The 13,634-nt window shown below is 51.1% G+C and carries 15 protein-coding genes and 1 tRNA gene; 5 read left to right on the top strand and 11 right to left on the bottom strand.

Features of this window, described 5'->3' with window-relative positions; all coding sequences use genetic code 11:
• Positions 1-92: 92 nt before the first annotated feature.
• Positions 93-1,175, bottom strand: a complete 1,083-nt coding sequence (locus tag BMX00_RS11205) for an SIR2 family protein (protein ID WP_090829117.1) — start codon at positions 1,173-1,175, stop codon at positions 93-95.
• A 67-nt stretch (positions 1,176-1,242) separates the two neighbouring features.
• On the bottom strand, positions 1,243-2,337 hold the full coding sequence (locus BMX00_RS11210; RefSeq protein WP_245728021.1) for a Fic family protein: 1,095 nt from the start codon (positions 2,335-2,337) through the stop codon (positions 1,243-1,245).
• Between the two features lie 148 nt (positions 2,338-2,485).
• On the opposite strand from BMX00_RS11210, the gene BMX00_RS11215 reads away from it, so the two are divergent.
• The gene (locus BMX00_RS11215) at positions 2,486-2,830 is read left to right on the top strand and encodes a hypothetical protein (RefSeq protein WP_090829118.1); all 345 of its coding nucleotides are present in this window, start codon (positions 2,486-2,488) and stop codon (positions 2,828-2,830) included.
• A gap of 728 nt (positions 2,831-3,558) precedes the next feature.
• Here the strand turns inward: BMX00_RS11215 and BMX00_RS11220 are convergent.
• Both BMX00_RS11220 and BMX00_RS11225 read right to left on the bottom strand, forming a co-directional pair.
• A tRNA-Ser gene (locus BMX00_RS11220) sits at positions 3,559-3,651 on the bottom strand.
• An 89-nt stretch (positions 3,652-3,740) separates the two neighbouring features.
• Positions 3,741-4,967 carry an aspartate kinase gene (locus tag BMX00_RS11225; protein ID WP_090829119.1) on the bottom strand — a complete coding sequence of 409 codons (1,227 nt, stop codon included), beginning with the start codon at positions 4,965-4,967 and terminating at the stop codon, positions 3,741-3,743.
• 552 nt (positions 4,968-5,519) lie between these two features.
• On the opposite strand from BMX00_RS11225, the gene BMX00_RS11230 reads away from it, so the two are divergent.
• Positions 5,520-5,807, top strand: coding sequence for a helix-turn-helix domain-containing protein (locus BMX00_RS11230; protein WP_090829120.1), 288 nt, complete (start codon positions 5,520-5,522; stop codon positions 5,805-5,807).
• An 86-nt stretch (positions 5,808-5,893) separates the two neighbouring features.
• Here the strand turns inward: BMX00_RS11230 and BMX00_RS11235 are convergent, their stop codons facing one another.
• On the bottom strand, positions 5,894-6,697 hold the full coding sequence (locus BMX00_RS11235; RefSeq protein ID WP_090829191.1) for a radical SAM protein: 804 nt from the start codon (positions 6,695-6,697) through the stop codon (positions 5,894-5,896).
• Positions 6,698-6,771: 74 nt separating this feature from the next.
• Between BMX00_RS11235 and queD the strand changes: the two genes are divergently transcribed.
• From queD to BMX00_RS11250, 3 genes are all read left to right on the top strand, one after another.
• Positions 6,772-7,230 carry a 6-carboxytetrahydropterin synthase QueD gene (gene queD / locus BMX00_RS11240; protein ID WP_090829121.1) on the top strand — a complete coding sequence of 153 codons (459 nt, stop codon included), beginning with the start codon at positions 6,772-6,774 and terminating at the stop codon, positions 7,228-7,230.
• A 276-nt stretch (positions 7,231-7,506) separates the two neighbouring features.
• A complete protein-coding gene (locus BMX00_RS11245) occupies positions 7,507-7,983 on the top strand; it encodes a peroxiredoxin (protein WP_090829192.1) in 477 nt (158 codons plus the stop codon).
• Positions 7,973-9,418, top strand: coding sequence for a PhoH family protein (locus BMX00_RS11250; RefSeq protein ID WP_090829122.1), 1,446 nt, complete (start codon positions 7,973-7,975; stop codon positions 9,416-9,418). Before BMX00_RS11245 ends, BMX00_RS11250 begins: the two co-directional genes overlap by 11 nt.
• Positions 9,419-9,463: 45 nt before the next feature.
• Here the strand turns inward: BMX00_RS11250 and dnaB are convergent, their stop codons facing one another.
• The 6 genes from dnaB to rlmB all read right to left on the bottom strand — a co-directional run bounded on the left by dnaB (position 9,464) and on the right by rlmB (position 13,630).
• Complete coding sequence (dnaB, locus tag BMX00_RS11255) at positions 9,464-10,849, bottom strand: replicative DNA helicase (protein WP_090829123.1); 1,386 nt, start codon at positions 10,847-10,849, stop codon at positions 9,464-9,466.
• 118 nt (positions 10,850-10,967) lie between these two features.
• Entirely contained in the window at positions 10,968-11,423 is a 456-nt protein-coding gene (gene rplI / locus BMX00_RS11260) for a 50S ribosomal protein L9 (protein WP_090829124.1), read from the bottom strand.
• A 10-nt stretch (positions 11,424-11,433) separates the two neighbouring features.
• Entirely contained in the window at positions 11,434-11,718 is a 285-nt protein-coding gene (gene rpsR / locus BMX00_RS11265) for a 30S ribosomal protein S18 (RefSeq protein WP_090829125.1), read from the bottom strand.
• Positions 11,719-11,746: 28 nt separating this feature from the next.
• Positions 11,747-12,043, bottom strand: a complete 297-nt coding sequence (priB, locus tag BMX00_RS11270) for a primosomal replication protein N (RefSeq protein WP_090829126.1) — start codon at positions 12,041-12,043, stop codon at positions 11,747-11,749.
• The gene (gene rpsF, locus BMX00_RS11275; RefSeq protein WP_090829127.1) at positions 12,044-12,433 is read right to left on the bottom strand and encodes a 30S ribosomal protein S6; all 390 of its coding nucleotides are present in this window, start codon (positions 12,431-12,433) and stop codon (positions 12,044-12,046) included.
• A gap of 432 nt (positions 12,434-12,865) precedes the next feature.
• Complete coding sequence (gene rlmB, locus BMX00_RS11280) at positions 12,866-13,630, bottom strand: 23S rRNA (guanosine(2251)-2'-O)-methyltransferase RlmB (RefSeq protein ID WP_090829128.1); 765 nt, start codon at positions 13,628-13,630, stop codon at positions 12,866-12,868.
• Between the last annotated feature and the right edge of the window lie 4 nt (positions 13,631-13,634).

The raw sequence follows: 13,634 nt of genomic DNA on the forward strand, positions 1-13,634 counted from the left end.
TGCAGTTCCTTGATGACTGGCTGGCTGCTCAGCGGAAGAAACAACTGTCAGCGTAAATCACACCTGTTGGAAGACGAAAAACCAAGGGAACCTCAAGTTGCTTCCCTTAATTCACCCCAATCTTTTGGCGATTTGAATGTTAGAGACAGACACTTTTGGGGTGTCGATAAAATCGGAAAAGCATTAAGCCGCAGGACAGGCCCTTGCTGTCCCGAAGGTGTAAGTTCAATGTTGACTTCGGAAAGGCGTGCCTTCCGGACTTTTGTATCTAATTGAGGCGGTTTTCCATCGATATTTCGCCATAGCCGCAACATAAAAGAATCAAAGGTTTCAATTTCCACATATTGCGCATCGATATCTTTATTGCGGGCTTTTTCTAAAAACACGGTGACGGCGGGATTAATTGATGTTCCTTTGATACCGGTCCAGTATAAGCCGTGCGGAAATGGGTTTTGCGTTTCAAGAACCTGATGAAAAAGCTCCATAACACTTTTATCACGCCCACTATAACCAACCACGATAAATCCAAATCTGTTTCCAGCATTGACTAGGCAGGCTGAGAGCGCGTCATTTTGTTTTTCTAAATCACTACTGAAGTTTTTTATAGAGTCATAGCGAAAATCGCCGTGGAGTTTGCAGTAAAAAGGGTATTCTTCATTGTCGAGGGCATTTTTTGCGTTGTGAGCGCCTTCTAGATGATATGCAGACAAAGACCTGCCGCTCATTTCTGCAATGGCCTTTTCAACCACAGTATCGAAATTTGTAGTAAAAACGGCACGGCATAGCTTTTCGCTCATTAATGCACCGAGGACGCGGTTGCCGACAGATAACGCGACCTTATCCTCAGAAAGGATCGCACTTATGTACTGACGCTGCCGTTCTGTATTTTCACCAAAAATTTTTTCAAAATAGGTGGTATATTCATTTTCAGACCACCGAGCAGGAAAGCCCCGTGAGTCCATAAAACTTTGAATACGCGTTTGCACAGCTTCGTTTTGAATATCCTGCGGAGAAATGTCTTGATTTTCTTCTTGGCGATAATAACGCCTTTTCAAATCCAGCAAAATGTCTGTAGCTGTAGGTAATCCAGAGTTTCTGGAAGCACCTGCACCCAAAAACCATGCATAGTTCTGAGGTCGTTGTACAAACCTTGCTGTTAAATCCGATTGCTTCACTTCTTCTCATATTTCAAAATTGGTTGAAAGCCTGTATTTAATCTAAATCCATAAAATAAAGGAGAGATCATTTATTTTTCTCTCTCGGCTCCAATACATACCAAGTAGCTCTGGCTTTACCATGACGTTGGATCCGTTCCATCGAAACCAATTCTCTCAGGCGCACTTTTAGCGTATTCTGGTTTGCACCGGTATGTTTGACCATTTCTGTGATAGTAAGTCGCTCGTGTTTTTTCAGCAGACCCAAGACCTGAATGGACAACGCCGGTAAGGCAGTATCATCCGAAGCTATCTCTTTTTCGATCTTGGCGGTAAGATTAACCTTCTGCTTCTTCAAGCAACGCAGGAAAAACCCTAGCCAAGGCTCCCAATCAGGGTTATCGGATTTAAGGGTGGTTTGGGTGCGGCGCAGCGCCTTGTAATACAAATCCTTATTGTCTTCGACAACGCTTTCCAGCGAAGCATAGGGTACATAAACATATCCGGCACGGAGCAGCATGAGCGTTGTCAGGATACGGGATAGCCTTCCATTGCCATCCTGAAACGGGTGAATGGCCAGAAACACGACAATAAAGACCGCCACGATTAAAAGGGGGTGAAGGCTATCTTCTGCAATGGTCTTGTTAACCCACCGCACCAATTCTTCCATTTCGCGGGGGGTATCGAATGGCGTGGCGGTTTCAAAGACAATACCAATTTCCTTGCCATGCTCATCTATGGCGACAACGTGATTATCAAGCTTCTTGTAATCCCCACGGTGGCGTTCGTCCTTGTTGCTATGCCGCAAGAGGGGCTGGTGTAGCTGGCGGATATGGTTCTCGGTGATAGCCATATCCTCGTAGGCTTGGAAAATAATATCCATCGACTCCGCATAGCCAGCCACTTCCTGCTCGTCCCGGGTTTTGAAAGAGATCGCAGTTATATTGGATAGCAGAGTTTCCACCTGCATATCGGTAAGCTTTGCGCCCTCGATCCGGGTCGATGATCCGATGCTTTCAATTGTTGCCACTTTACGAAGCTGACGCAGTCGCTCTGGCGACATATTTCTAAGGGCCTCCCACTTGCCCTTAAACTCGTCAATTTCGGCAATAAGCTTTAAAAGCTCTTGCGTAATGGCAATTTTAGGTTCTTGCATAGCCCGTCCGTTATAACCCGATTCCATACCCTATTATACCTGATTGCACCCGATTTTCCAAGCTACTGTTTTTACAGGAAACGGACTCCTTCTTAAGCTAATTTTCCTCGGCGGTTCGCTGGGTCGCTTTATACTTTATGATTAAACATCTTCTAAATGATCTGGAGCGACGTTAATGGCAGCATATTCGCCATTCTTAGGTACAACCAATAATCCGAATGAAGCGTTTCCAGATATTAAATCGCTCAAGGTGGTAATTAAACAAGACCCGTGCGGTGACTATCTGCAAAAGGAAAGCTACAGGGAAACAGCATATTCAAAAAACAACATTCCCCGATATGCAACGTGCTGCAATCCGAGATGCCAGCAGGGCGGAATTGATTTACAAAGTTTGGTGTTGTTTAGCGGAAGCGGCGAATACAGCCTAGGCTGCAACGGTCACGAAGGGAGCCCTAAAGGCCGCCGAAAGGGAGATCCATGTGATAATGTTTTCCAAGTTTCCGTGACTGTAGAGAAATAATTATTTAAGAAGAGTATTTCTTACACTGATGTAGAGGCTGCTGACGGTAGCAGTTTTCTAGGTCCTAGCCATAAAAGTGGCAGCGAATAGTTGGATCAGTGACTGGAAAATGATAATACTCGCCGCCATCGGCATCCAAGCGCGATGAGGTTGGGCGCATCCAATGCACAGCTTGGTCGATGGGTGTCCGGAGGGATAGAATTCTCCCTCGGTCATTGGGGGCGTCGGGGGAGCTTGAAGGCTCCCCCTGAATGGTGATGCAACGACCAGACGGTGCATGGCGCGAGAGTAACGAACGGAAGCGCCACGAGCCAGAGGGATGCAACGGGAGAGCGCAGCTCTCCCTTGCCAAGATGCGCTGGACGGAAAAATGGCACATTTTGTAGTACAGCGCACATCTTGCGCGTAGCGTGAAGCTAGCGACTCGATGATTAAGGCGTATGAAACCCGGCTCAAGAAACTCGAAATTGATAAAGCCGTTCTGGTCGAAAAATCCGGCCAATCTCTGCGCCCGACGCGCTCATTCGATGCGGCACTTAGAACCGCTCTGGATTTTATCTCAAACCCGCATAAACTCTGGAATTCCGGGCGGTTGTGTGACCGCCGTGCCGTACTTAAACTCGTTTTTCCGGGGGGATTTCAATATCATCGGAATACAGGACTTAGAACCGCTGAAACCCCATTACCTTTCAAGGTATTAGGGGGACTTACAAATAAGCGATTTCAATTGGCGGAGAGAGAGGGATTCGAACCCTCGATAAGCTTTTTGAGCCTATACTCCCTTAGCAGGGGAGCGCCTTCGACCACTCGGCCATCTCTCCACAATACCGCGCTAGAATAGCGGTTTACCACTTCTCGGTCAAACATGGACATTTGCGGCAGCTAATGTATTAACTGCGCGTATGAAGCATCAGGATACGTGATCCAGTTCAAATACCTTATGCAGCACGCGCACCGCAAGCTCCATGTATTTCTCATCGACCACCACCGAGATCTTTATTTCGGAAGTGGAAATCATCTGGATATTGATGCCCTCTTCCGCCAGCGCACGGAACATTGTACTGGCTATGCCAACGTGGGAGCGCATCCCTACGCCCACCACGGACACTTTGGCTATCCTGTCTCCGCCGATGACTCCGCGCGCACCAATATGAGGTTGGACCTGATTCTTCAGAATATCCATGGTCCTGGTGAATTCGCTACGATTGATGGTAAACGAAAAATCCGTCATCCCGTCATGGCCGACATTCTGGATAATCATGTCCACATCGATATTGGCATCGGCGACAGGGCCCAGAATCTGGTAAGCGATGCCAGGACGATCCGGCACACCCAGCACAGTAATCTTGGCCTCGTCACGATTGAATGCGATACCTGAAATGATGGCGCGCTCCATGTTCTCTTCCTCGAAAGTAATAAGGGTGCCCTCACCTTCTTCCTCGAAACTCGACAGCACCCTTAACTTAACTTTATATTTTCCGGCAAATTCGACCGAACGGATTTGTAATACTTTGGAACCCAGACTCGCCATTTCGAGCATTTCTTCAAAAGTAATCGTTGCGAGTTTGCGGGCTTCCGGCACGATACGCGGGTCGGTCGTGTACACACCATCCACGTCGGTATAAATCTGACATTCATCGGCACCCAGCGCAGCCGCCAACGCAACAGCAGTGGTATCGGATCCGCCGCGACCCAGCGTTGTGATGCTGCCGACCTCGTCCACGCCCTGGAATCCCGCCACCGCTACAACATAGCCGGCATCCAGATCGGCGCGTATTTTATCTTCATCAATTTTCAGGATGCGCGCTTTGGTATATGCACTGTCGGTCAATATTCGCACCTGCGGGCCGGTATAGCTTTTCGCTTTGATACCCAGATCCATCAGTGCCATTGACAGCAGAGCGATCGAAACCTGCTCACCTGTCGAGACCATGACATCGAGTTCGCGCGGATCGGGATGCGCCTGAACTTCCCTCGCCAGCGCGATAAGGCGATTCGTTTCACCGCTCATAGCGGAGACTACCACCACGATTTGCTGGCCACGAGATTGAAATTTTGCGATGCGGCGGGCGACATTTTTTATGCGCTCGGTGCTGCCCACGGAGGTGCCGCCATATTTCTGAACAATAAGTGTCACGATTACCGATACTTTCTTCTACACTGAGAATAAGGATCTCTGCGCAAGCAAAGAATTGTATGCCGGATCAATTTTCTCCCTGTCGGGGAACGGTTACCAGCGATACGCAACAGATACGGATATTGAAGAATGTTAACCTGTAATTCTACCTCATTAACCAGGGGAAAACTAAGGAACATCTGAACAAATCAAAGCGCGACGCCAGCGCGGGCCGGGGCATTACTGAGTTGGAACCTGAACTGTAGAGGGGATGATCAATCGCGGCAGGGGCGGGACCAGCCACGATGGTTAGTCATACCTGTATCCGGCGCCGGGCCTGACCCCCGATCGGGTTGTTTCTTCACGCATGAAGCACCGCGATGCCTGTTATGCAATATGATAAGCAGGACGCTTGGGAACACAAGTATGACAAAAGTCCTCCCAAAGTCCGTTAGCGCACATTTAAAATACTTGCATAGAATAATAAAACAAATTAAATTTATGTATGTGCAATAATCCTATAACATAACCCCAACCATAAACTCAACCATAAGCCATTTTGAGAGCTGACTCATGAAACTCTTTGAAGAAATATCGAATCCTCGTGAAATCCGGCGCAAACTGGGCCTTAACCAGCATGACTTCTGGAGCAAGGTCGGCGTTACCCAAAGCGGCGGCTCCCGTTACGAAAGCGGGCGGAACATGCCCAGACCGGTGAGAGAGCTTGTACGGCTGGTGCATATCGAGCACATCGACCTGACAAAAATAAGAAAGGATGACCTGTTGGTCGCCGCAATGCTTAAAAGTCAGGACCCTGATCGATACAAGAGTCTGAAGAAGGCTGCCAAGCAAAATAAATAATGCTGGCTGTTCAGGCTTGTCGGATTAACGTAATCGTATCCATGATTCGGGACTTGTTCAGAGGTTCCAGGGTTCCTTAGAACAACTCAGGGATTAAGTTTGACGGGCAGTCCCAGAGCCTGGATTTCCGCCTGAAACGCATCCATCCACTCCTGACTGATCTTTGTGAGCCTCGCCGCCTCCGGTTGCGTGGACGGGCGCGCGAGGCCGTACAGCAGTACCCCCTTGAGCGGTACCCCTTCTTGCAAAAATTCATCTAAAAGTTTGAGGTAGGCGTTCGATTCCTCCTGGGCGGGTGATATGCCATCGATGTGGAACACACACGTTTGCAACCAGGTCGGACATAGCGACGCAGCCAGCCGCAGGTTTTCACGCATCCGGATCAAGCTCATCTTTGTGTTATTAATGGATTGCCTCCCTTCGCGGGTTGCGCTGTCCAGCTTGAACCAGACTTCGCCGTTAAGCTCCGACATCCGATGTAGCCCTCGCTGCACGCCGGGCCGATCAATCAGGCTACCGTTGGTGATCAGCACGAGTTTAAGCTCGGCGGGCAAATCGTAATCGGCCTTTACCTTTCCGATCAGTTCAATTACCTGCTCGAATTCCCTGGCGCTGGTAGGTTCGCCGTTGCCGGATAGCGCAATGTCGTTGATGCGCCGCGCTTCCGGCATTACCTGAGCCTGCATGAAACTACCGTACAGAATGTCCTGCAGAAAAGCCCGCAACTCTGCTTCGAGCTTGGCCAGATCGATCGCGGGCGCCGTACCGCGCTTGAGTTCTGGAACCTGGCAATAAATGCAACGCCAGTTACAGGCATTATTGGGATTCAGATTGACCCCAATCGAGACACCCCCGGCGCGGCGCGACACCACAGGGTAGACGTAAGTCATCCCCACGCTGTCACGGCTGTGGTCAGCAATATTCAGTATTTTGGAAGCCTGCTGCAAATGTTACAATATTACCGATGTTAATCACACGCAGGCTGGAATTCGATGCCGGCCACCGCATTCCTTCCCATACCAGCAAATGCCGCCACTTGCACGGCCATCGTTACGCTATCGAAATTACCCTGTCAGGTGACATTATCACCGAGGCGGGCGCCCCCGAGCAAGGGATGGTGATGGATTACTCGGAAGTAAAGCGCATTGCCAGCATTACACTGGTGGATAAATGGGACCATGCATTTCTTGTGTATTCGCAAGATGTAAGTGTACTGCAATTCCTCCAATCTCTCCAAAACCACAAAACAGTTGTGCTGGACATGCCACCCACCGCGGAAAATCTCGCGCTTACCGCATTCCGAATACTGGATGCCGCCTATCAGGATACTTACGGCAACCACCTTAGGCTGGAACGGGTGCGCTTATTTGAAACCCCTAATTGCTGGGCTGATGCGGTACGAGAACAGATACCGGGTATTTGAGCCGTATAAGCACATTCTTAACCTTGATCATTCAATAGCAGCTACCCGGTGGTTGACAACAAGCTGTTGGGTGGCAAGCCGGTCTTTAAGCAGAGCTACTCCACACCTACATACCCCATCAGGGAATTGCCAATGGAAGTATTATCGACCGTTGCGTGGCAGCTTCTTTCGCTCGATTAAAGCCTCTGCCTTTACGCCCGATTTGCTTTATGCCATCCTACCATGCAAGAATGAAAATTCAGCACGCTAATCGTTAAAATGAATGAGCGCCCTCCCATGTTAAATCAACCTGTTCCTGATTTTGAACTTCCATCCACTCGTAACAAGACATTCAGGCTATCGGATACCTCCGGCAAAAACCTGGTCATTTATTTTTACCCAAAGGACGACACGCCAGGCTGCACGACTGAAGGGCAGGATTTCCGCGATGCATATAAGGAATTCACCCAATTTGATTCCGAGATTGTGGGCATCTCGCGCGACAGCGTCAAATCACATGAAAAATTCAAGATGAAAATGGATTTTCCGTTTGAATTATTGAGTGACGGGGACGAGTCCATCTGCGAATTGTTCGGTGTCATGAAAATGAAAAACATGTACGGCAAGCAGGTCCGGGGCATAGAACGCAGCACTTTTGTAGTTGATTCACGAGGAATATTGCGAAGAGAGTGGCGGGGCGTCAAGATACCCGGCCATGTTCAAGAGGTATTGGAGTACGTGAAAACACTGCCACGGGAGAAACATGGCATCTAGAAAATCGGCTTCTTCCCCTTCTTCTTCCGTTTCGACGGTCACGCGCTTACGGACCACTCCCAAGCTGTTTGTGCTGGACAGCAACGTATTGATGCATGACCCGACGAGCCTGTTCCGCTTCCAGGAGCACGATGTTTACATCCCCATGGTCACGCTCGAGGAGCTCGACAATAATAAGAAAGGAATGTCGGAAGTGGCTCGCAACGCGCGCCAGACAAGCCGGTTTCTGGATGAGATCGTCAGCAGCGCAATAAGCGATATCGACGAGGGAATTTCACTGCAACCGCACGGCAGCAAAAGCGCGACGGGGCGATTGTTCCTCCAGACACAGGCCATCAGCAGCGTCCTGCCTATGCGACTGGCCAGCGGCAGCGCCGACAATCAGATCATCGGTGTCGTGAAGTTCTTGCACGAAACCTACCCGAACCGCACCGTTGCGCTGGTTTCCAAAGACATCAATATGCGTATCAAGGCGCGGGCGCTGGGGCTGGCTGCGGAGGACTACTTCAACGATAAGGTGCTTGAGGACACCGACCTTCTTTTTTCCGGGTTGCAGGAATTGCCAGCGGATTTCTGGGACCAGCACGGCAAGGAAATGGAGTCATGGCAGCAGTCCGGATACACCTTTTACCGCGTGCATGGTCCGCTATGCACGAACTTTCTGGTCAATCAGTTCGTTTATCTGGAACATGACAAACCGTTCTATGCCCAGGTCAAAGAGCACAGCGGCAGAACAGCGGTCCTGCAAACACTCAAGGATTACACTCACCAAAAAAATAACGTTTGGGGTATCACTGCGCGTAACCGTGAGCAGAACTTCGCCCTCAATCTGCTGATGAACCCGGAGATCGATTTCGTCACCCTCCTGGGCCAGGCGGGCACAGGGAAGACGCTGCTCACGCTGGCGGCCGGCCTGATGCAAACACTCGAACATAAGGTCTATTCGGAAATCATCATGACGCGTGTCACCGTTCCTGTGGGTGAAGACATCGGTTTTTTACCTGGAACTGAAGAAGAAAAAATGACGCCATGGATGGGCGCGTTGGAAGATAACCTTGATGTTCTCAATAAAACCGATGCTGATGCAGGCGAATGGGGACGCGCCGCGACGCGAGATCTGATTCGCTCCCGTATCAGGATAAAGTCACTCAATTTTATGCGCGGGCGCACTTTTATCAACAAATTCCTCGTAATCGACGAAGCGCAAAACCTCACACCCAAGCAGATGAAAACCCTTATCACCCGCGCTGGCCCCACTACCAAGGTAGTGTGCCTGGGCAATATCGCGCAAATCGATACGCCGTATTTGTCGGAAGGAAGCTCGGGATTGACCTACGTGGTGGACCGCTTCAAGGGATGGAATCACAGCGGACATGTGACCTTACAACGTGGCGAGCGGTCCAGATTGGCGGATTACGCGGCTGACGTGCTATAGGGTTGACCCGGCATCGAGCAGCTCCACGGCTGATTGGCAGAGGTGCTAATAGTGTCCCGTTTTGGCGTAGCTCTCAAAGCGGGTGTATTCACCCAGAAAGGTTAAATCAACCTTACCGATGGGTCCGTTACGCTGCTTGCCTATGATGATCTCCGCAATCCCCTTGTCTTGTGTCTCAGGATTGTAGACTTCATCCCGATAGATAAAAAGAATCAGATCCGCATCCTGTTCGATGGCCCCCGACTCACGCAAATCGGACATGACCGGCCGCTTGTTCGGGCGCTGCTCCAGACTGCGGTTCAATTGGGATAACGCGACTACGGGCACATGCAATTCTTTTGCCAAACTTTTCAGCGAACGTGAAATTTCCGAGATCTCGGTCGCCCGGTTCTCTCCCTGCCCGGATGCGGACATAAGCTGTAAATAATCCACCACGATCAATCCCAACTCTCCGTGCTGGCGATGAAGCCGTCGTGCCCGCGCCCGGAGTTCCAGGGCGTTCAATGCCGCGCTTTCGTCTATGAAGAGTGGCGCATCACTGAGTTTGCCGAGCGCATGGGTGAGCTTGGACCAATCCTCATCCTGCAAACGGCCGGTACGAACTTTATGCTGATCCAGGCGCCCCACCGAGCCCAGCATGCGCATGGCCAATTGCGCGCCACCCATTTCCATGCTGAACACTGCCACCGGTTTCTGCAATATCAGCGCCACATGTTCAGCTATATTTAGTGAAAATGCGGTTTTGCCCATGGACGGCCTGCCCGCGATAATGACCAGATCCCCCGGCTGAAAACCGGAAGTTTTCTGGTCGAGATCGGGAAATCCGGTGGCAATTCCTGTTACGTCGCTGGGGTTATCCTGATTGTAGAGTGTTTCGATGCGCTCGACGACTTGCTTCAGGAGCGGCTGAATATCGACAAAACCCTGCTTTCCGCGCGCCCCTGCCTCGGCAATTTCAAAGACTTTGGCTTCGGCCTCATCCAGCAGGTCCGCAGCGGAGCGCCCGGTGGGCGCATATGCGGAATCGGAGATCTCCGAACCAACCTGAGCAAGCCTGCGCATGACCGACCGTTCTCGCACAATTTCGGCATATCGCCGAATATTGGCCGCGGACGGCGTGTTTTGCGCCATTACTCCAATATAAGCCAGTCCTCCAACATTTTGCAGCTCGGCTGATATTTCGAGTGATTCGGCAACGGTCACCACGTCCGCTGGCTTGCTATGCTCAACCAGCTTGCAGATGTGGCGATAAATGAGGCGATGGTCCTGCCGGTAAAAATCATCCTCGGTGACGATATCAGCCACCTTATCCCACGCCTGATTGTCCAGCATCAATCCGCCCAGCACAGACTGCTCCGCTTCGACGGAATGCGGCGGCATTTTATAGGATTCAAGCAACGGATCGCTGCTGGTCGTAAGGAATTGAGCCATAGGCTCTATATGACCTTGTAAGAATCGGAGAGATTCTACCATCCCGATGATGGCCGAAAAAATAAAAAGGGCTGTTAACAGCCAACAGCCCCCTTGTTTGATTGGATCGGTGAACCGTTCAGGAAACGGCTTCCCCCAGAACTGACACCACAATATTCGCCAAAACGTCACTGTGCAACGAAACTGTGACAGGGTAGTCACCCACCTGCTTCAAGGACCCCTGCGGCATACGTATCATTGCTCGCTCAACGTCAAAACCGTGGGCCTTCAGCGCATCCTCAATATCGGCGTTAGTAACCGAACCGAACAGCTTGCCATCCACCCCCGCTTTCTGGGTAATCTGTACCATCAAACCGTCCAGTTTGGCTGCCTTCGCCTGGGCGGCTGCCAGTACATCCGCCTGAGTTTTTTCCAGCTCCGCGCGCTTCGCCTCGAACTCGGCTATGGCAGCCTGTGTGGCGCGCTTCGCCTTTCCCTGGGGAATGAGGAAGTTTCGTGCATAGCCATTTTTTACCTTGACCACATCACCCAGTTGGCCGAGATTAACCACTTTTTCCATTAGTATGATTTGCATTTATTGCTCCTCAGTGCAGGTCAGTATAGGGAAGCAATGCAAGAAAACGCGCACGCTCAACGGCAATGCCCAGCTGGCGCTGATAGCGCGATTTTGTGCCGGTAATGCGGGCGGGAATGATTTTGCCATTTTCATTAATGAAGTCCTTCAACAAATCGACATCCTTATAATCCACCGTCTTGATGCCTTCCGCAGTGAATCGGCAGAATTTTCTGCGTTTGAACAAAGGCCGGCCGAGCTTCTTGTCCTTATCTTTGTCCTTGACATCTTTCCGTTTTGAAATAAAACGAGCCATAACCTTTTACCTTTTTAATATGAATATGTTAAACGGGATCGATATTGTTCACGTGCAATACCAATTGCAAACTCATGCGGCTTTTTTTTGCCAGAAAACCGACCAGCTTCACCGCGGTCCCTGCCGTTACCCTAGAAATGATTTCAGCCATTTGTCCCAACGCCACTGCGGAAACTTCACACTCGACCTGACGTGATCTGCCCGCCTCGATCTGCCTCGATACATGGCTGATTTTGAATTCCGTCACCGCAACGCCCGCCGGGGTGTAACGCAGGCTAGCAATTTCGACAATTTTGCCGCAAATTGCAGTCTGGTTGCAGTTCAATTACTTTGTCTGGCCGATGGCAAGCGTTGTTTCCCTCAGGTCCTCTGATGGCGGACCAGCTGGTTTGGTCTTTTCGTCGCGCATCATTGGTGAAGGCGTGGTCACCGGCCCGTCCATCTTGATGGTGAGATGACGCAATATCGCGTCATTGAACTTGAAGGCATGATCCAGTTCATCCAATGTTTCCTGATCGCACTCGATGTTCATCAGTACGTAATGGGCTTTATGAACCTTCTGAATCAGATAAGTTAGCTGGCGGCGTCCCCAGTCTTCAAAACGATGAACCCGGCCATTCCTTGCGGTTACAATGCCCCGGTATCGTTCTACCATGGCGGGAACCTGCTCGCTCTGGTCGGGGTGAACAATGAAAACGATTTCGTAATGTCGCATGCAATTTCCTTATGGGTAAAGCCTCCCGCGATGCGGACGTGGTGAGGCAAGGGTTTGAACCTGAATTCGGCAGTAGATCACCACACACCGGCTTCAGGTTGAAAAGCTCGGTACTATACTGAACCAGGATGGAAATATCAATCGGCCGCGATGTATAGGAATTTTCGTTTCTTGAGGGAACTCTATAAGCCGGTGCGGACAAGCCCCATACGGGCGCGGCGGCGTTGCGGGCTGGGATGCGTGAAAGGCGGGGACGTGAATGGCCTATCTCCCTTCGCTACGAGCCTGGGAAGGTAAACCACCCGCAAAGCAGGCGGCGCTTCGCACCACCTATTGCGTTCCCTGGCAGCGTTGACTTGGCTAAGACCTGCGTCGTGCGCCCGTTGCGCACCTTCTGATTACTCCCAATTTTTTACCAGGCGCTCCGCGAAACTATTCAGAGGGTCCCTGAGGCTTGCCGACCACCGAGCGCTGTCGGCGTGTTTCAAACAGGCATATACCGGCGCTGACCGAAACGTTGAGGCTCTCCACACTGCCCAGCATGGGAATGGCTACAAGGTGGTCGCATGTTTCCCGCGTCAGCCGCCGCATGCCTTTTTCTTCCCCACCGAGCACCCATGCGATAGAGCCGCCGAGTTTGGCGGAATGAAGGTCGCTGTCGGCATCAGCCGTCGTCCCAATTACCGAAATGCCGCGCAGTTTCAATTCCCGCAAGGTGCGAGCGAGATTGGTGACGGAAATATACGGTACGGCATCGGCAGCCCCACTCGCGACTTTGTGCACAGTGGCGGTAAGCCCAACGGCGCGGTCTTTCGGCGCGATCACAGCGTGCACGCCAAAAGCATCCGCAACCCGCAGGCATGCGCCCAGATTATGCGGGTCGTGTATGCCGTCCAGTACCAAAAGCAGCGCAGGCTCAGTAAGCGTATCGAGTACATCCTCAATATCGATATGACTGCGGGATGGATCGATGTTTGCCGCCACACCTTGATGGCGGGCTTCGCCAGCCATGCCCGCAAGCCTCGCGCTATCGCAGGGGATCAACCGCACGCCCTGTGCTTGGGCGAGTTTGGATAAATCGCGGGCACGCTGGTCATGACGGGCAGCATCGAGGAATATCTCCTTGATGCTTGCCGGATTCTGCCGCAAGCGGCTCACAACAGCGTGGAATCCAAATATAAGGCGGCTGCTGGACATCCTC

The sequence above is a fragment of the Nitrosovibrio tenuis genome, assembly GCF_900109785.1.
GTDB lineage: Bacteria > Pseudomonadota > Gammaproteobacteria > Burkholderiales > Nitrosomonadaceae > Nitrosospira > Nitrosospira tenuis_A.